Source organism: Larsenimonas rhizosphaerae (assembly GCF_023700005.1).
In the GTDB taxonomy this organism is placed as follows: Bacteria; Pseudomonadota; Gammaproteobacteria; order Pseudomonadales; family Halomonadaceae; genus Larsenimonas; species Larsenimonas rhizosphaerae.
The window spans coordinates 80120-99413 of the sequence record NZ_JAMLJK010000001.1 but is presented as its reverse complement, the minus strand read 5'-3'; the positions used below and the strand labels follow the sequence as shown (position 1 = coordinate 99413).

General features: G+C 57.2%; 15 protein-coding genes. 7 read left to right on the top strand and 8 right to left on the bottom strand.

From position 1 onward, the window contains the following. Nucleotides 1–4 precede the first annotated feature (4 nt). From NAT21_RS00425 to NAT21_RS00410, 4 genes are all read left to right on the top strand, one after another. Nucleotides 5–1879, top strand: a complete 1875-nt coding sequence (locus NAT21_RS00425) for a DUF3413 domain-containing protein (protein WP_250934777.1) — start codon at nucleotides 5–7, stop codon at nucleotides 1877–1879. Continuing rightward, complete coding sequence (locus tag NAT21_RS00420) at nucleotides 1876–2685, top strand: glycosyltransferase family 2 protein (RefSeq protein ID WP_250934776.1); 810 nt, start codon at nucleotides 1876–1878, stop codon at nucleotides 2683–2685. The genes NAT21_RS00425 and NAT21_RS00420 overlap by 4 nt, the downstream gene beginning before the upstream one ends. Then, complete coding sequence (locus tag NAT21_RS00415) at nucleotides 2685–3737, top strand: glycosyltransferase family 4 protein (RefSeq protein WP_250934775.1); 1053 nt, start codon at nucleotides 2685–2687, stop codon at nucleotides 3735–3737. Before NAT21_RS00420 ends, NAT21_RS00415 begins: the two co-directional genes overlap by 1 nt. 306 nt (nucleotides 3738–4043) lie before the next feature. After that, nucleotides 4044–4409 carry a tautomerase family protein gene (locus NAT21_RS00410; protein ID WP_250934774.1) on the top strand — a complete coding sequence of 122 codons (366 nt, stop codon included), beginning with the start codon at nucleotides 4044–4046 and terminating at the stop codon, nucleotides 4407–4409. Nucleotides 4410–4546: 137 nt separating this feature from the next. Here the strand turns inward: NAT21_RS00410 and waaF are convergent, their stop codons facing one another. Together waaF and rfaD are read right to left on the bottom strand one after the other, a co-directional pair. Further along, nucleotides 4547–5548 (bottom strand): lipopolysaccharide heptosyltransferase II, encoded by a 1002-nt coding sequence (waaF, locus tag NAT21_RS00405; protein WP_250934773.1) that lies wholly within the window; start codon nucleotides 5546–5548, stop codon nucleotides 4547–4549. 1 nt (nucleotide 5549) lies between these two features. Then, the gene (gene rfaD, locus NAT21_RS00400) at nucleotides 5550–6500 is read right to left on the bottom strand and encodes an ADP-glyceromanno-heptose 6-epimerase (protein WP_250934771.1); all 951 of its coding nucleotides are present in this window, start codon (nucleotides 6498–6500) and stop codon (nucleotides 5550–5552) included. Nucleotides 6501–6638: 138 nt separating this feature from the next. On the opposite strand from rfaD, the gene glyQ reads away from it, so the two are divergent. Continuing rightward, entirely contained in the window at nucleotides 6639–7604 is a 966-nt protein-coding gene (gene glyQ, locus NAT21_RS00395; protein WP_250934769.1) for a glycine--tRNA ligase subunit alpha, read from the top strand. Nucleotides 7605–7607: 3 nt separating this feature from the next. After that, nucleotides 7608–9683, top strand: coding sequence for a glycine--tRNA ligase subunit beta (gene glyS, locus NAT21_RS00390; RefSeq protein ID WP_250934767.1), 2076 nt, complete (start codon nucleotides 7608–7610; stop codon nucleotides 9681–9683). 369 nt (nucleotides 9684–10052) lie between these two features. Here the strand turns inward: glyS and gbcB are convergent, their stop codons facing one another. Then, nucleotides 10053–11159: a glycine betaine monooxygenase reductase subunit gene (gene gbcB, locus NAT21_RS00385; RefSeq protein WP_250934764.1), complete on the bottom strand. Its 1107-nt coding sequence runs from the start codon at nucleotides 11157–11159 to the stop codon at nucleotides 10053–10055. A 370-nt stretch (nucleotides 11160–11529) separates the two neighbouring features. Between gbcB and gbca the strand changes: the two genes are divergently transcribed. Next, entirely contained in the window at nucleotides 11530–12819 is a 1290-nt protein-coding gene (gene gbca / locus NAT21_RS00380) for a glycine betaine monooxygenase oxygenase subunit (protein ID WP_250934762.1), read from the top strand. Between the two features lie 67 nt (nucleotides 12820–12886). Here gbca and NAT21_RS00375 read toward each other — a convergent pair whose 3' ends face one another. Genes NAT21_RS00375 through dgcA form a run of 5 tightly spaced genes read right to left on the bottom strand, consistent with a single transcriptional unit; the run spans nucleotide 12887 to nucleotide 19291 of the window. Beyond that, nucleotides 12887–13132, bottom strand: a complete 246-nt coding sequence (locus NAT21_RS00375) for a hypothetical protein (RefSeq protein ID WP_250934761.1) — start codon at nucleotides 13130–13132, stop codon at nucleotides 12887–12889. Between the two features lie 12 nt (nucleotides 13133–13144). Continuing rightward, a complete protein-coding gene (gene etfB / locus NAT21_RS00370; protein WP_250934760.1) occupies nucleotides 13145–13960 on the bottom strand; it encodes an electron transfer flavoprotein subunit beta in 816 nt (271 codons plus the stop codon). Next, on the bottom strand, nucleotides 13947–15218 hold the full coding sequence (gene etfA, locus NAT21_RS00365; protein ID WP_250934759.1) for an electron transfer flavoprotein subunit alpha: 1272 nt from the start codon (nucleotides 15216–15218) through the stop codon (nucleotides 13947–13949). The genes etfB and etfA overlap by 14 nt, the downstream gene beginning before the upstream one ends. Continuing rightward, nucleotides 15215–17170, bottom strand: coding sequence for a (Fe-S)-binding protein (locus NAT21_RS00360; protein WP_250934758.1), 1956 nt, complete (start codon nucleotides 17168–17170; stop codon nucleotides 15215–15217). Before NAT21_RS00360 ends, etfA begins: the two co-directional genes overlap by 4 nt. A gap of 48 nt (nucleotides 17171–17218) precedes the next feature. Beyond that, nucleotides 17219–19291, bottom strand: a complete 2073-nt coding sequence (gene dgcA / locus NAT21_RS00355) for a dimethylglycine demethylation protein DgcA (protein ID WP_250934757.1) — start codon at nucleotides 19289–19291, stop codon at nucleotides 17219–17221. Between the last annotated feature and the right edge of the window lie 3 nt (nucleotides 19292–19294).

The following is a 19294-nucleotide window of genomic DNA, read 5'->3' as shown; positions in this document are numbered from 1 at the left end:
ACTTATGGAAAAGTTCATCCCCAACCGACGTTTTTACCTGCGTGGCAGCGCCTTTTTTGCGCTGATCAATCTATTCGTGGTGTGGGCCATCGCGACCCGATACCTCCCCTGGCTCGAGACGCCTGATGACCCATGGGGCATTGCCTATCTGGTGACCACCTGGATTGGCCACTTCGGTCTACTGGTGATGCTGGCCTGGTTACCGATGGGGTTGTTGGCCCTGATACTGCCAAAACGTCCGCTTATCATCGCCCTGACAGTTCTTGCCGGTATCGGGCTATGGGTACTGGCCCTGGATACCGTCGTCTTCGGCCAGTATCGCTTCCATATCAATCATTTCATGCTGTCCCTGTTCCTGCACAACGAGGACGGCGATATCGTCAGCTTTTCTGCCACCACCTGGGCCACCGGCATCGGTGTAATGGCAGGACTGCTGCTGTTTGAAGCATGGCTTGCATGGCGCATCATCGGCAGGGCACAGAGTATTCGCTTTCCCGTCTGGAAAGGTTTTCTGACCCTGCTGGTGATGGCGCTGGCCAGCCATGCCATTCATATCGTGGCCGATGCCCGCTACAAGCGCAGCGTGACAGCGCAGGCCAGTATCTACCCCCTGCTGTTCCCGGCCACCGCCAAGGGGTTCATGGAAGACCATGGCTGGCTTGATCCCCGGGCTGCCCGCTCTCGCGGTCTGGATGTCAGCAAAACCCCGAATGCCGCGACACTCGACTGGCCGGCTCACTCGCTTCAGTGCACTCCCGGAAAAAACCCACCCAATATCATCATCATTGCGCTTGATTCATGGCGGTTCGATGAATACAGCCAGAAGACCACGCCGCATCTTTACAGTGCATTCGAGCAGGACGCCCTTCGTTTCAACCATCACGTCAGTAGCGGAAACGCCACGCGTAATGGCATTTTCGGCCTGTTTTATGGCCTGACCGGCAATTACTGGGGCGTCATGAACGATAATGAAATAGGCAGCCTCTTCATTCGCACCCTTCAAAAACATGATTATCCACTGGGACTGTTTGGCTCGGCCAGTTTCGATGGCGTAGGTTTTGACCGTACCGTCTTTTCTTCGGTCCCTGACCTGAGGCTTCGTACCTATCAGGGAGCAACACCCGCCGAACGGGACCGCAACATGACATCGGAGTGGCTGAAATGGCAGGCCACTCGTCGTCAGACAGAAAATGGCACACCGTATTTCGGCTTTTTATTCTACGACGCCCCCCATGGTTACAGTGTACCTGAAGGCGCCGAGGCCCCATGGCAGCCCTCGCGCGAAGGCATGGAATATGCCGAACTGGGGCAGGATACAGACCCGATCCCGGTGCGTAACCTTCATCGCAATGCCGCCCATTACGACGATGCATTGATCGCGCAGGTCATTGCCGACCTTAAACGTCATGGAGAGTGGGACAATACCTGGATCGTCGTGACGTCTGATCACGGTCAGTCATTTAATGATACCGGTCACAATTTCTGGGGCCATAACAGCAATTTCAGCCGTTACCAGACGCAGGTGCCCATGATCATTCACGGACCCGGCGTGGAAAAAGGAGTACATGAAGGCACTACCAGCCACCTCGATGTCGTGCCAACCTTGATGCGTCACGCCCTGAACTGCAGCAACCCACCGTCCGATTACAGCATGGGTAGCGACATGCTCGACCCCACACTGGATCATCCGTGGGTCATTGCGCACAGCTATCTGGGGTATGGCATTATCGAATCGGACCGAATTACCGAAGTGAAGGATAATGGTGCGTGGGAAATCTACGATCCTGACATGAACCCCGCTCCCACTCAGGCGTTCTCCCCGGCCGTCTTTGAAGCCGTGCGACAAATGTCACGTTTTTACACCGGAGCAGGAACATGAGCACACACCGGGCCAATCCCCTGCCCCTGACAGGCGTGGTCATCACGCTTAATGAAGCCGAGCGCATCGAGGCCTGTCTTGCCTCGCTCGGCAGGGTCTGCAGCGAACTGATTGTGGTGGATTCAGGCTCGACCGATGACACCTGCCACCTCGCGGAAAAGGCAGGTGCCAGGGTTATTCATCAACCGTATCTGGGTGATGGCTATCAAAAGAATGTGGGCCCTGCTGCGGCTTCTCACACCTGGGTACTATCGCTGGATGCCGACGAGCGTCTGACGGATGAGGCCGTAGCCGTCCTGCAGTCACTTGATCTGGACTCGACATCTCATGACGGATTCGCCCTGCGTCGCCGTAACTTCATTGGCTCACGCTGGATCAAACGATGCGGCTGGTACCCGGACTATTGCATCCGCCTGTACGACCGTACTCGAACCGGTTTCAGCGAAACCCGCCAGCATGCCTCTGTAAAGGCTGCCTCGCCCTGCCGGCTGGATGCAGATATCGAGCACTACTCGTTCAAGAACCTGGGCGAGCTTTTCACCAAGGCCAGCGGCCGTTTTTCCAACCGGTCGGCCAAGGTCATGTACCTGAAGGGCAAACGTGCCACCAGTTGGTCTCCGTTACTCCACGGTGCGAATGCCTTTCTACGCAAGTACATTGCCCAGGGCGGATGTCTTGCAGGCGTAGATGGACTTTCCGTGTCACTGTCTGCCGCCACCAATGCCTACCTGAAGTACGCCAAACTGCTTGAGTTTCAGCGTGATGCGCGTGTCCGTGATGCTGAAAACTTTGATAAGGTCTGGTGATGACATTACCCCTGCATATTCGACACGTTAATCTTGCCCGCGGCTTCCGCGGTGGCGAGCGACAGACCGTTCTGCTGATTGAGCAGCTGGCCATACGCTACAAGGGCCAACTGACTCAAAGTCTGGTGTGTCGTTCCGACTCCGAATTGCCGGAAAGACTTGCCGACGTGGACGTGCACGTCATTGCTGCCGGCCACCAGCTACAGGGGCATTACCAGGGCGTCCCCGCAGATATCGTGCACGCCCATGAAGCCAAGGGAGTGCACTGGGCCTGGGTACATCACAGACTGCGGCGCCCCCCTTACCTGCTGACCCGTCGCGTCCCCCAGCCGGTCAGGGACAAGCCCTTCAACAGGCTTACCTACAGCAATGCCAGCGTCGCAGTTGCCATTTCCTCCGTGATCCAGCGTCATCTTGAATCACGTCACTGGGCCCGTACGGCCCTGATTCCCAGCGCCTACTCCCATGTACCGTCTGACCCCAAGCGGGTCAGCGAGCTCAGGACACGATTTGCCGGCAAGACAGTCATCGGCCATGTCGGTGCACTGGTAGATCGTCACAAGGGGCAGCGCGTGCTGTTGGAAGCAGCCCGGCGTCTTGGGCCTTCCCATCCTGACGTGGTGTTTCTGCTGTTGGGTGAGGGAGAAGATGCCCAGGAATTGCGACGCGAAAGCGTCGATCTTGAAAACGTGACCTGGGAAGGCTTCCAGCCGGATGTCGAAAACTATTTCGACATCATGGATATCTTTGCCTTCCCATCTCGCAACGAAGGGCTGGGTTCCACCCTTCTGGACGCCATCGACCACCACGTCCCCATCATTGCCAGCGACGTGGATGGTATTCCCGATATCATCACTCACGAAAAAAGCGGCCTGCTATTTTCACCCGGTGATGCCTCGGCGCTGACCCAGGGGCTCGATCGAATGCTGACGGACCCTGCCCTTTGTCATGCCCTGGTACAGGGTGCCGATCAACGCCTGGTCGAATTTTCGCCGGAAGCCATGGCAGATAGTTATCACGCCCTGTATCACCGAATACTGGCACGCACATAGCCTTGTCTCTTCCAGGGGCTCTACTGAAAAATCGGTAACGCACCGTATTCGATAGCAGCCCCATTCCCCGCCCCTTGATGCATGCCCTGCAAGCGCCGACCAGAAAGCACGAATATAACCGGGACCATTAATGTCCATCCTGCGCTGAATCCTTATGAAACCTCCCGTTCATTCCTGCATTGCATCAAAAGACTACCTGCGTGTTTTTCACAGTGGACGAAGACTTCTATGATGTTCAGGTAACGCATCAATACGATGACGTTCGCCAAAGTAACTTCGTCACACGCCAACCCAGGAGCTACCCGCATGCCACTCGTCACCATTTCCATTACCGAAGGGCTGGCCGAACGCCGGAAGGATATCGCTGACCTCGTTAATGCATCTGTCATTCGCACCATGGATTTTCCGGATGATGACCGCTACCACCTTATCAATACCATGACCCCTGATGCCCTTGAGCTTCAGACACGGCAGGGAGAACGGGTCGCGCTTCAGTTGACCATGCGCAGCGGGCGTACGGATGCCCAGAAGAAAGCCTTTTATCAGGATGTAGTTGCCGCCCTGTCGGAAAAAATCGGTGTGTCTTCCGAAAATATAATGATCGTCATTACGGAAAATCAGGATATTGACTGGTCCTTTTCCGATGGCATCGCGCAGTTTGTGACTGACTGAACCATTCCATCATGTTTCACGTGAAACATGACAGGCAGCGGTACTGACATGACAAAAAGCCCGAATGTTTCATGTGAAACATTCGGGCTTTTTCAGACGCCACCTCGTATTTCCGGTAATCCGGTAAAGAGGGGGATTTACATCGACGCTGCAATCCGCTCAACCGACAGCTTGTTGAGACAATCAGTATGCCCCAGCGGGCATTTCCGCTCGAAACAGGGAGAACAGGAGAGTGCCAGCGTGTGAATCGTCGCGTCAGTGGTCAGCGGAGGAGTATAGGCGGGTGAGGATGAACCATAGATGGCATGAATCCTGACTCCTGTGGCGGCCGCCACGTGCATCAGCCCGGAATCATTCGTGACGACCTGCTCACAGCTTCCCAGCAGGTCCACCGCATCGGCAAGCCGGGTTTTACCGCACAGATTGAAGACACCCTGCTGCCCTTCGGCAATAACCTCCCCGGCCTCAACATCCTTTGGGCCACCCAGCACGATGACGTCATAGCCCTTTGCTACCAGCCGGGCTGCAAGCGCGTGGTAATGGGTCAATGGCCACTGTTTGGCTGGACCATACTCAGCACCTGGCATCATCCCGATTCTGGGCGCCGATGACAGCCCCAGCGTAGTGACCAGCGACGCCAGATTGTCCGGATCACGCTCAAGGGATGGTACAGGGATCTCCGACGGCGGCATCCCATCTTCTACCGGCAGTCCCAGGGACACAAACCGCTTTACGGTCTGATCCAGTACCTTTCTGTCGAGCGTGCGTCGCTCGGTCAGAACAACATAGCGCTGCTCACCCAGAAAGCCGGTACGTCGGGGAATGCCGGCCAGGAAAGGTACCAGTGCCGACTTCCATGACCTTGGCAACACAATCGCACGATCGTATTTACCACGCAGTTGCCGGGCTAGCTGCCAGCGCGCCTTGAGACCGAACTGACCATGGCTGGTATCAAGCGTCAGTGCATGACGCACCTCCGGCATGCGCGCCAGAATCGGGAGCGACCAGCGAGGGCCCATCACATCAATGACTGCCGCACCGTTGTGGCGCTTCAGTGTCTTGAACAGGCTTTGCGCCATGACCATGTCGCCGACCCAGGAAGGCCCAACTACAAGAATACGTTCCGGCACCTCTGACATATCAGGTGCCACCCTCGCCGTTGAGCCATCCAAGATATTCACTTACGCCTTCGGCCACGGTCTTGAACGGTGCCTGATACCCGGCCTCGCGCAGCGCCGTAATATCGGCACGGGTGTAGCTTTGATAACGCCCTTTCAGATGATCGGGGAAGTCGATGAAGTCAATTGCGCCCTTGCCGTAGTAACCGATGACCGTGTCGGCGATGGCCTTGAACGGCTCGGCACGCCCGGTGCCCAGATTGAAAATCCCGGAAATATTCGAATGATCCAGAAACCATAGATTAACGCTGACCACATCACCGACATAGACAAAGTCACGGCTCTGCATGCCTGCGTCATACCCGTCCCATGCTCCAAAAAGCTTCGGGTTCTCGCCAGCCAGCACCTGAGTGTGATGATGAAAGGCAACGCTGGCCATGCTGCCCTTGTGCTGCTCGCGCGGGCCATACACGTTGAAATAGCGAAAACCCACGACCTGCGTTGTCAGCCGCTCCCAGTGATGACGAACGTACTGATCAAACAACAGCTTCGAGTAGCCGTACACATTCAGCGGCTTTTCGTAATCAGGTGACTCAACAAAGACGTCGCTGTCACCGTAGGTGGCTGCCGACGAGGCGTACAAAAACGGAATACCACGGTCGTTGCAGTAGTGCAGCAACACCTTGGAGTATTCAAAGTTGTTCTCGAGCATGAACCTGCCATTCCACTCGGTCGTGGAGGAGCAGGCGCCTTCATGAAAGATGGCATCGACAGGCGGCAGACTGGCAGCCTTCACCCTCGCCAGAAAATCATCCTTGTCGAGGTAGTCCTCGATCTGACAATCCACCAGATTGACAAACTTGGTGCCGTCAGTGAGGTCATCCACCACCACGATATCTGTCCGTCCACGCGCATTGAGCGCCTTGACGATATTGGCCCCGATGAAGCCGGCCCCGCCTGTCACCACAATCATGACATTGCTCCGTTGAATGCTGTTGGTACTGGATGTCTGCAAATGGCCGCGTTAAACGCGGCTCTATAACCCGATAGCCGCTAATTGTATACTTGCCGGCAGATTAATTCATGAACATGGGACAGGGGTGTTTTCCCGATGACACAGGCGATACCGGACGTTAGTACTTTTCAGGGCCTGATTCTTGCCCTGCAGCAATACTGGGCCAACAAGGGCTGCGTAATCATGCAGCCGCTGGACATGGAGGTGGGCGCCGGCACTTTCCATCCGGCGACCTTCCTGCGCTCAATCGGCCCGGAGTCCTGGAATGCGGCCTACGTACAACCCTCACGCCGCCCTACCGACGGGCGCTATGGTGAGAACCCCAACCGGCTTCAGCACTATTATCAGTTTCAGGTCGTAATGAAGCCCTCCCCTGCCGACTTCCAGGCCCTGTACCTGGGTTCTCTGGAAGCGCTGGGGCTTGACCCGCTCACACACGATATTCGCTTCGTGGAAGACAACTGGGAATCCCCGACACTGGGCGCCTGGGGGCTGGGATGGGAAATATGGCTCAATGGCATGGAAGTGACGCAGTTCACCTACTTCCAGCAATCCGGCGGCCTGGAGTGCTACCCGGTAACCGGCGAACTGACCTACGGCCTTGAGCGCCTCGCAATGTACCTGCAGGATGTCGATAGCGTCTACGACCTGGTATGGACGCGGGCACCGGACGGTTCCATCGTCACCTACGGGGATGTGTACCTTCAAAACGAGCGAGAGCAGTCAACCTACAATTTTGAACATGCCGATGTACCAACGCTGTTCGACAACTTTGACTACTACGAGCGCGAATGCAACAAACTGCTGGCACTGGATACTCCGCTGCCCCTGCCCGCTTATGAAATGGTCCTGAAGGCGTCACATACCTTCAACCTGCTGGATGCACGCCACGCCATTTCCGTCACCGAACGACAGCGCTTTATCCTGCGAGTGCGTACCCTGGCTCGTGATGTTGCCAGCGCCTATTACGCCTCCCGCAAGGCAGCAGGTTTCCCCATGGCACCGGCGCATATACGTGAGGCCCTCATGCAGGACGATACACAACAGCAAGGAGACGCGTAAGCCATGGCGAACGAACGCACTTTTTTGATCGAACTGGGCTGCGAAGAGCTACCGCCCGGCGCCATTGCCCCGCTGGCTGAAGCACTGGCTGCCGGCCTGTGCCGCAAGATGGACGATGCTGAACTTCCCCATGGTGAGGTGCATGCCTGGGGCACGCCTCGCCGTCTGACCGTGGCCATCGAACGTCTGGCCGATATCCAGCCCGACCGCCATATCGAAAAGCTTGGCCCGGCCCTCAAGGCGGCCTACAAGGACGGTGAGCCTACCAAGGCAGCACTGGGTTTTGCCCGCTCCTGTGGCGTTGATATCAGCGAGCTTGAGGAAATCGATACAGACAAGGGGCTGCGTCTGGGGCACCGCCATGTCGAGACAGGCCAGTCGACCTGCGAACTCATGCCAGCCATCGCCGAGAGTGCCGTCAACGAACTGCCGGTACCCAAGAACATGCGGTGGGGCGATTCACGCGTAGAGTTTTCACGCCCGGTTCACTGGCTGGTCATGCTGCACGGTGAAGATGTCATCCCCGCCACCATTCTGGGCCTGACCTCTGACAGGATCACCTACGGCCACCGTTTTCACGCGCCAGAGGCCATCGAGCTTGTCAATGCCGACACCTATCTGGAGGTTCTCGAAACCCGCGGCAAGGTACTGGCTGACATGAACCGCCGTCGCCAGGAAGTCCTGAGGCAGGTTCAGGATCAGGCAAAGGCACTCAAGGCCACGGCCGTCATCGATGACGACCTGCTGACCGAGGTAACCGGACTGGTGGAATGGCCCGTTGCGCTGGCTGGCCGTTTTGACGAGCGCTTCCTGGAAGTGCCGCCGGAATGTCTCGTGTCGTCCATGAAGGCCAATCAGAAATACTTTCACCTGCTTGATGAGCAGGACAACCTGATTCCGGCGTTCATCACTATTTCCAATATTGAAAGCCGTGACCCACGCCAGGTGATTGAAGGGAACGAGCGCGTTATTCGCCCCCGTCTGGCCGATGCCGCCTTCTTCTTTGAAACCGATAGAAAGCGCACCCTGGCAAGCCGCTGCGATGAGTTGAGCAAGGTGGTATTCCAGCAGAAACTGGGCACCCTGGCGGACAAGAGCCGCCGGACCCGCGTGGTGGCTGCTGCCATAGCGTCGTCCATCGGCAGCCCGATCGAACATGCCGAGCGCGCCGCCGAACTGGCCAAATGTGACCTGGTCACTGAAATGGTCCTCGAATTCCCCGAGCTTCAGGGCATCATGGGCGCCTACTATGCCCGCTTTGATGAAGAAGCCGAGCCCGTCGCTCGGGCGCTATATCAGCAGTACCTGCCCCGGTTTGCCGGTGATGAAACACCAGACGAACCCACCGGTGTAGCACTGGCACTGGCAGACCGACTGGACACCCTCACCGGTATCTTCGGGATCGGCCAGCGGCCCAGCGGAACGCGTGACCCATTTGCACTGCGTCGCGCCTCCATCAGTGTACTGAGCATTCTGGTTCGCGGAGAATACAACCTCGACCTGCGTGAACTGCTCGGTCTGGCAACCAAACAGCATAGCAACCTGCCGAACGCCGACACTGTAGTCAATGATGTGCTGGAGTATATGCTTGATCGCTTCCGCACATGGGCACAGGATGCCGGCATGCCGGTGGAAGTGTACCAGGCTGTTCGAGCTCGGCCGGTCACTCGCCCCTACGACTTTGAACGCCGACTGAAGGCCGTACATCACTTCAGCCAGCGGGATGAGGCACGCGCACTGGCAGCCGCCAACAAGCGTGTCGCCAATATCCTGTCAAAGCAGGACGGTGAAGTCGCTCATGAGGTTGATGTGGCCCTGCTGACCGAGCCCGCCGAAAAGGCGCTTCATGATGCGATCGTCAGCGCCAGTGACCGCGCTCTTCCGCTCATAGGCGAAGGTGACTATGCCCAGGCCCTGGACGCTCTGGCGGAACTGAAAGGCCCGGTTGACGCCTTTTTTGATCAGGTCATGGTCATGGCCGAAGATGATCAGATCCGCCGCAATCGGCTGGCGATTCTGGCCTCACTTCAGCAGCTGTTTCTGGAAATAGCGGATATCTCCCTGCTGCCCCAGGGCTGATAACAGTACTACTTGAAAGCCCCCTTACGGGGGCTTTTTCATGTCTGGATTTCATGGTCGGTCAGATCATGTGTTTCACGTGAAACATGGATCTGCCCGATTTTTCCCATGGAACATGCACGCTCTTCAGCCAGGGGTATCCACCCGTTTCGCCAGCCGACTCAGGCTTTGATTCAAATGCGCGAATCGCCACTTCCCCTCAGCCATCGAGCGCCCTGCTTCTGAACTGCACAGCGCCGTGACGACAGGAGAAATACTGAAAAAAGGGGCATCGCGTTTTCACGCCATGCCCCTTCAGATAAAGATCAACACCATCATTATGCGTGTACATGTTTCACATGAAACATGTACACGGCGTCAGAACGATTATCAGAAATCGATGACAACATCGCCGATCGGGCGACTGCAGCAGGAAAGAATATACCCTTCTTCGATATCTTCTTCCGTAATCCCGCCATTATGCTCCATTTCCACTTCGCCGGATTTAAGGGCAACTCGACAGGTACCGCAGATCCCCATACCGCAGGCCTTGGGAATGTGAAGCCCCAGCTTGGCCGCCGCCGTGTGGACGGTCTCGGCACGCTGTACACGAACGCTTTTGCCGGAGGCCGCGAACTGAACACTCAGCAGATCGCGATCATCGATCTCTTCTGCCTCGGCTTCTGCCTGTTCGGCCCACTCTTCAGCCTCCTCACGAACGTCAACCGGCGTCGCACCGAACGATTCCTCATGGTAATGATCCATGTTGAAATCATTGGCCACGAGAATGTTCTTGATGGCATTCATGTACGGCGTCGGGCCACAGCAGAAGATTTCACGCTCAAGGAAATCGGGCACCATCATCCGAAGCATGGGCTCGGTCAAAAAGCCGCGATAGCCGGACCATGTCTCACCCAGATCATCCTTGCGCTCACTGACCAGATGCAGCTTGAAGTCGGGAATACGGGAGAACATATGCAGCAGTTCACGATGATAAATTACATCACCGGGTGAGCGCGCACTATGAACAAAGTCAAGATCGACGGCCGCATTTGTATCAAAGAACCAGCGCGTCATGGACATCAGCGGTGTAATGCCGACCCCGCCGGACAGCAACAGTACCTTGTCCGCTGGATAGTCGATTGCATTGAAGTTGCCCACGGGCCCATGCACGGCCAGACGGTCGTTGACGTTCAGGTGATCATGCAGCCAGTTCGACACTTCACCGCCAGGTACCCGTTTGACAGTAATGGAAAAGCTATATGGGATAGAAGGTGAGCTTGAGATGGTGTAGGAACGCATCACCGTCTGGCCGTTGATCTCAAGTTCCAGCGTCACGAACTGACCGGGCTTGAAGAAGAACATGACCGGCTGATCGGCCATGAAGCAGAAAGTACGCACATCACGCGTCTCCTGGATCATCTTGACGCAGCGTACTGCATGCCGGCCATTGGTCCAGGTTTGGGTCGTTACCGGGTTCAGGAAACTGCTGCTCATAATGGTCACTCTCTGCCGGTCAGGCTTTCTCGAATTCGATGTCCATCATGGAGATCGGCTCACGTTTCAGGCATTCTGGCGATGCATTGTTTTTGCAACTTGCCTTTGAGCGACATCAACATACCCCTCACAGCCACTCAGACAAAAGAATCCGAGGCACCATGCCGTTCTGGTGTCAGCAGAAGTCGTCGGCAGATAAATCACCCCATAAGGGTTGCCGCAAACTCCATTTCATCAGTGCCAGTAGTAAGCCCGACCAGCCCCTGAAAAACAATGCGGCAGCTCCTGATCATATAACAATCATTATCGTCATGGCCCCTACCCCGAACCATGCAGGTCGGGAGGCTTAGTTTATGAGGACGTACACACTATGCATCTGATCGACCACGAACGGCTTGAAGACTCCCTCAATGACATCGGAACAGCCTGCGCTCAGATGCTGAGTGAGCGTGAACCGTCCTTCTCATTGCCCCAGCCCTTTTACAACGATGAGCGTTTCTTTGCTCTGGACATGAAGGAAATCTACGGCAAGGAATGGCTGTTTGCCGGCATGACGTGTGAAGTTCCCAAAAAGGGGAACTACATGACGATGAACATTGGCGACAATCCCATCGTGATCGTGCGTGGCGACCAGGATACCGTGCATGGTTTTCACAACGTGTGCCGCCACCGCGGTTCCAAGCTGTGCCTTGAAGAAAAGGGCAAGGTCGCACGGCTGGTGTGCCCCTACCACCAGTGGACCTATGAACTGAACGGCAAGCTTCTATATGCCGGTACCGACATGGGCTCGGATTTCGACATGACGGCCTACGGCCTGAAGCCGATCCATGTTCGCACCTCAGGTGGCTTTATCTTCGTCTGTATTTCCAGCGATGAGCCACCGGCCTTCGATGAATTTCTCGAGACGCTTGACCACTACCTTGAGCCATATGACATGGAAAACACCAAGGTCGCCGTGGAGTCCAACATCGTTGAAGATGCCAACTGGAAGCTGGTACTGGAAAACAACCGTGAGTGCTATCACTGCAACGGCGCCCATCCGGAACTGTTGAACTCACTGATCGAGTTCGATGATACCGATGACCCGCGTGCCACGGACGACTACAAGGCGCTTGTAGCCAGAAAACAGGCGGACTGGAGCGCCCAGAGCGTGCCTTTCGAACTCAAGCGTATCGACCGTCGTAACCGGTTGACGCGTACCCCGCTACTGAACGGTGTGGTATCGATGACCATGGATGGCAAGCCGGCCTCCAAAAAGCTGATGGGACGCCTTCAAAGCGCGGACATGGGGTCACTGCGAATTCTTCACCTTCCGAACTCGTGGAACCATTTCATGGGTGATCATTCGATCGTGTTCCGTGTTCTGCCCATCAGTGCCCAGAAAACCCTGGTTACCACGAAATGGCTGGTGCACAAGGATGCGGTTGAAGGTGTGGATTACGATCCGGCTGAAATGCGCCGTGTATGGGACGCCACCAACGATCAGGACCGCAAGCTCGCTGAAAACAACCAGCGCGGCATCAACTCAAAGGCCTACCAGCCCGGCCCCTACTCAAAGACCTATGAGTTTGGTGTTATTGAATTCGTGACGTGGTACAGCGAGCAGATGCAGAAAAACCTGTCCAATGATGCGCCTGATCTGAAACTGGCGAAGGGCTGATCACCAGCGCAATGCAATATACGAAAAGGCCCGTCCATGGACGGGCCTTTTTTATACCTGAGCAGCCTTATTGCCTGAGGACAGGGCCCCACCAGCGCTCAATGGCACTCAGCACATCAGGATGAATGGCATCGGCACAGGCCAGCCACTGTTCAAACAGTGGCTTGAGCCCTTCTGCCTGACCGGCCTCCCAGGCTTCAAAGGCTTCCCGGGCGAGGACATCCACCGATGCCTTCGGATCCTGAACAGGCACCTTGTGCACCTGCAGTGCCACCCTGAAATCCACTTCATCTATCAGATCAACCAGCATCATTGCAGGATCCTCCTATATACTCAGTACGTTTTCGTCCTGAAGAAGCTTGAATATCGCTTCAGCACCTTCCTGAGCACTCACTTCCGAAAGTACCTGTCCCGCGCCACCTTCCGACTTTGCCGCCGCAGCCTTGAACCGATCGCGAGCCGATTTGGACTTTACGATCTTGAGCCGTTTAGGACGAACACGCGCTGCCTTGATACTGAGCCCTGCCAGCGCTTCGTCAGTGCTGCTGTCATGGCTGATGGTATCTATTCGCCCCCGCTGCGCCGGGCCAAACGCACTTTGTCGTGCTCTCGCCGCACTCTCATCAACCGTGGCAATCGCCGGGAGGCGCACCTTCAGGCGCCGTCGCTGACCGCGCGGCAGGGCCTGCAGGATTGTCGCCTGGTTACCCTCGATCGATTCGATACTGACAAGCCCTGCGATCAGTGACCATCCCAGAGATTCCGCCAGCATATAGGGCAATAACCCGGAACCTTCGCCCTGCTCCGCCTGAGTGCCGGTCAGTACCAGCCCAGGCTTGCTCTCCCGCAGTATTTCTTCCAGCGCAGCACTGACATCAGCATCTGCCGACTGCTCGATGAGCGAGATACTATCGATGCCCATCCCCAGATAGCCACGCAGCGCCTCACGGCACTCCTCGCCTGGCTCACCGGCATGGAAAAGGCGGATATGGCTGTTCTCTACGTTAAGGGCCAGTTCGACGGCACGTGCATCCTGATCGGCACGCCCCGGGCGTCCGGTAAGGGAATGACGCCCGGTTGATACCAGTACCGCCACCGACAGCCCGGAAGAGCCACTGGCCATTGATTCATGCCGCTTCATGACGCGCCTCCTCGGTACGTTTCTGATCAATCAACGCCACCAGGGCTTCCAGTATTTCCTCGGCATCACCAATGACAGCCAGATCAGCCCGTTTGACCATATCGCACCCCATATCACGGTTGATGGCCACTACCTTGTTACAGCGTTCGATACCCTGAAGGTGCTGGATCGCGCCGGAAATGCCCACGGCAATATACACACGGGCACTCACCCATGTTCCGGTAGCCCCTACCTGCCGCTCACGAGGCATGAATCCGTTGTCCACGGCCACACGAGAGGCACCTTCGGCCGCGCGCAGCTGAACCGCAGCATGATGGAAGCGATCCCAGTTTTTGATGCCGTTCCCTCCTGACAGGATAAACTCGGCTTCGCCCAGGGCCACGCTGGCCGGGTCAACAGCAACCTGGCCCAGGTTATCAATGCGAATCATGGCTTCCGGCACGCTGCCTTCCAGTTCCACCGCCCTCACTTCATGACGGGTTTCCGATACCGGTTCGGCACACTCTTCCAGTGCCAGAATGCAGCGCGGGAGTGTTCTGACAATGTCCGAGCGCTCACGGGCACCACGACATTCACAGGCCCACTCGTTGTCCCGTGACAGCAGCTGCCAGACCTGCGTTGCCGGACGTTCCCTGAGCCGTACCGACAGGCGACGGCCAAGCTCAGCCCCACCCAGCTGGGAATCCGGGAACACCCAGCGCTCCGGTGAATACTCGCGTTCAAGTGCTTCAAGCTGTCCCAGTCGTCGTTCCGGGCTGTACCCTTCCAGACGTTCATCGCCGAGATGCAATAGACGGTCTACACCGGCATGCTCGAACCGGGTCTCACGGTGGCTGCCAAATACTACCGCCAGAACCGCGCCCTGGCGGGCAGGATCAGCATCTGCCAGCTGACGGGCCATGCCCAGTACATCCCGGTCATGACTGGTCAGTTCACCTCCGGCCATATCAGGCACAACAGCGATGATAAATGCCGGCTCATCGATAGTGACCAGCGGTTTCTGCGGCTCGCTTTTCGCCTGACGGCCGGGAGAGGCAGCGGCCTGGCTTGAAAGCAGCCCACTGCGGTCAATACGCTTGATACCGTTGGGCCCGATGCTGCCAATCCGGTGCGGGTCACGACGCACAAGTCCGGCAGGCCCCATCCACTGTGAAGGGGAGGCTGAAGCACCCTGTTCAGCCATGACCTGGGCATGATCCGGGTGCAGACGGTTACGAGCAATCCATTCAAGCCGCGGGTTCTTACGTGGCAGGCTCATGCGATCACCTCCAGCGGTTCCTGTTGATCTGCCTTGTGGCGAGGGTCAGGCCTGTCGGTCAAGGCATCAGCGACCAGTTCAGCAATGTCCTTGATCTGAGGGCGTGGCTCGACCACCCCTTCAAGCATTGCCGTACACTGCGGACAGCCTACTGCAACAATTTCGGCGCCGGTCTCGCGAATATCGTCCATCCTCATGTCCGGAATACGCTGTTTTCCAGGCACATCAACAACCGGAGCTCCCCCACCGCCGCCACAGCAGCGTGACCGGTATCCGGACCGCACCATCTCGTTGACATTCAGGCCCAGTGCCTTCAATACCGCCCGTGGTGCTTCGTATTCACCGTTGTAGCGACCCAGATAGCAGGGATCGTGATACGTCACGGTACCCGGCATGGCCGGCGCAAAGGACAGACGATCCGCACCGATCAGGCGATCAAGATAACCACTGTGGTGATAGACCGTGTAATGGCCGCCAAAATCACCGTACTCGTTTTTGAGAACATGGAAGCTGTGCGGGTCACAGGTCACGATACAATCGAACTGATGCTTCGCCAGCGTGGCGATATTGCGTTTGGCCAGCGACTGGAACGTTGCCTCATCCCCCAGGCGCCGAGCCAGATCCCCACTGTCACGCTCGTCATTGCCCAGCACGGCAAAATCAACCCTTGCGGCTCTCAGCACCTTGATCAGGGCGCGTAGCGTGCGCTGGTTGCGCATGTCAAAGACGCCATCACCCAGCCACAAGAGTACTTCGGTACGCTCACGATCCTTGATCAACGGCAGTTCAAGGTCGGCTGCCCAGTTCATGCGTGAAGTGGGCGAGAAACCACCAGGGTTGTCGGTTGCTATCAGATTATCCAGTACATCCGCGCCCTTGCCCGGCGTATCGCCATACTCAAGTGTCAGGTGACGACGCATGTCCACCACGGCGTCAACGTGCTCAATCATCATTGGGCATTCTTCAACACAGGCGCGGCAGGTCGTGCAGGACCACAGGGTATCCGGATCAACCAGTGCCTCGCCCTTGCGAGCCACCAGCACGCCGCCGGAGCCTATCTGATGCTCACCGGACTGGCCCGGATAATGTGAGCCGGCGTATTTGGCATCAGTGCCGGTCGTCATGCCGGCAACCATATCCTGAATCAGCTTCTTGGGATTGAGCGGCTGCCCCGCAGCAAAGGCCGGACATACAGCCTCGCACCGTCCGCACTGAACGCAGGCATCAAACCCGAGCCGCTGGTTCCAGGTAAATTCTTCCGGCTTGATCACACCCAATGGCGCTGTCCTGTCATCCAGATCAAGCGGCTTGAGACCTGTCGAGCGGCCACCGCCGAAACGTTCCTGGCGGCGGTGGAACCCGAGGTGCAGGGCGCCGGCGAAGGCGTGCTTCATGGGCCCGCCCCAGGTCATGCCGAAGACCAGTTCCGACAGGCCCCACGCCACCAGTACCACCAGCACCAGCGCAAATACCCAGCTTCCAGCATTTTCCGGCATCAGGCCAACAGCCGGCAGCGTCGTCAGGAACATGCCGAGTGAAAATGCAATCAGGCTTTTCGGCAGGCGCTGAAACGCCCCCTTCGACAAACGCGCAGGCGGATTGATGCGGCGGCGATAAACCAGCACGCTGCCGACGAACATGATGGCCGTGAAGGCGAGCAGCAGCCAGCCCAAGATACCACTGGCCAGATCGAAACCATGCACGATGATGGCAAGGACCATGGAGGCCACGAAACCACCGGCCGTAGCCACGTGAGTATGTGCAATGTACTTGTCACGTTCGACGACATGGTGGAGATCAACAAGATAGCGCCGTGGAATCGAAGCCAGCCCTTTCATGATGTTGACAGGGGATGGTCGACCACGGCGCCACATGGCGATGCGACGAAACGCACCAACAGCACCCAAAACGAGCGACACCGCCAGTAACAGCGGTATTAGAATATTCAGCATCGGAAAGCCTCCCGGACAGCCCGCGCGGCATTACCGCGCGGGCAGGTCTCAGAAATCCTTGCAGAGGCGCAAGGCGTCGTAGATGGCAGCGTGCGTATTGCGCGGTGCAGTGCAGTCGCCGATCCGGAACAGCAGGAAGCCTTCTCCCGGCTCACTCAGGCAGGGCTGGGGTTCAATGGCATACAGCGCTTCGAGGTCCATCTGGCCGCGGTTACGCGATTGTGGCTTCAGGGTGTAGTACAGCGTTTCGCTGGGCTTGACCCCGTTTTCAACCACGACCTGATCCACGACCCGCTCTTCCATTTGGCCGGTGTACTCGTTTTCGAGTACCGCCACCAGCGCCGGGCCCTCGCGATAGACCTTGTGAAGGGCCAGGTCGGAGGTCATGATGACTTCTTTCTCATACAGCGTGCGGTAGTACGTCGGGAACGTAGTGCCTCCTACTGCAGCACCTGGCTTGATGTCGTCGGTGACGATCTCGACCCGGGAGCCCTTGTCGGCCATGTAGTCCGCTACGGACACCCCGGAAAATTCACAGATCGTATCGAATACCAGCACGTTTTTGGCCGGCTCAACCTTGCCATCAAGAATATCCCAGCTGCTGACAATCAGGCTTTTCTCGGGATCTTCATCAAATCCCCAGTCTGCCACCTGTGTCATGTGCGGCGCACCACCTGTAGCCAGCAGAACGATATCCGGGCGCAGGTCCTTGATGGTCGCTTCATCAGCGGGCGTGTTGAGGCGAATATCCACCCCCAGGCGATCCAGCTCGAGCTGATACCAGCGCGTGATACCCGCCATCTGATCGCGGCCCGGCGCACGTGACGCCGTGGTGATCTGACCACCGATCTGATCCTTGGCTTCAAACAGTGTTACATCATGGCCACGTTCGGCACTGACGCGCGCTGCCTCCATCCCGCCGGGGCCACCGCCGACCACAACCACCTTGCGAAGCGGTCCCCTGGTCTTTTCGATGATGTGAGGCAGCCCCATGTATTCGCGAGACGTTGCTCCGTTCTGGATACACAGTACATCCAGCCCCTGATACTGGCGGTCGATGCAGTAGTTGGCACCCACACACTGACGAATCTGATCCGTCTGCCCCATCTTGATCTTGGCAATCAGATGCGGGTCAGCAATGTGCGCACGAGTCATCCCGACCAGGTCAACGTGGCCCGCTTCCAGGATACGAGTGGCCTGGTTTGGATCCTTGATGTTCTGGGCGTGAATGACCGGAACCGAGACGACCGTCTTGATACCGGCGGCCAGATGCAGGAAGGGCTCCGGCGGATAGCTCATGTTCGGAATAACGTTGGCGAGCGTATTGTGAGTATCACAACCCGACCCTACAACGCCGAAGAAATCGACCTTGCCGGTCGCGTCGTAATAAGCCGCGATCCGTTTCATTTCCTCGTGATCCAGACCGTCCGGATGGAACTCATCGCCGGTGATACGCATGCCGACCACGAATTCATCGCCGACTTCTTCCCGAACCGCCTTCAGCACTTCCATGCCAAAGCGCATCCGGTTTTCAAAGCTGCCACCCCATTGGTCGGTACGCTTGTTGACGCGAGGACTCCAGAACTGGTCGACCAGGTGCTGATGCACTGCCGACAGCTCAACCCCGTCCAGACCGCCTTCCTTGGCCCGGCGTGCTGCCTGGGCAAAGTCGCCGATGATGCGCCAGATCTCTTCTTCTTCGATCGTCTTGCAGGTCGAGCGGTGAACCGGTTCGCGTACACCTGAAGGAGACAGCAGTGTTGACCAGTCGTATCCGTCCCAGCGAGAGCGGCGCCCCATGTGGGTAATCTGAATCATGATCTTGCCGCCATGCTTGTGCACGGCATCTGCCAGATTCTGAAAGTGCGGAATGATCCGATCCGTCGACAGGTTGACCGAACTCCACCAGCCCTGAGGACTATCGATCGATACGACCGATGAGCCACCACAGATGCACAGTCCGCACCCACCCTTGGCTTTTTCTTCGTAGTATTTGACGTAACGTTCGGATGTCATTCCGCCGTCGGTGGCATACACCTCGGCATGCGCGGTGCTCACTACCCGGTTACGGATTGTCTGGCTACCGATCTTGATCGGCTCAAACATTGCTTCAAAGGCCATATT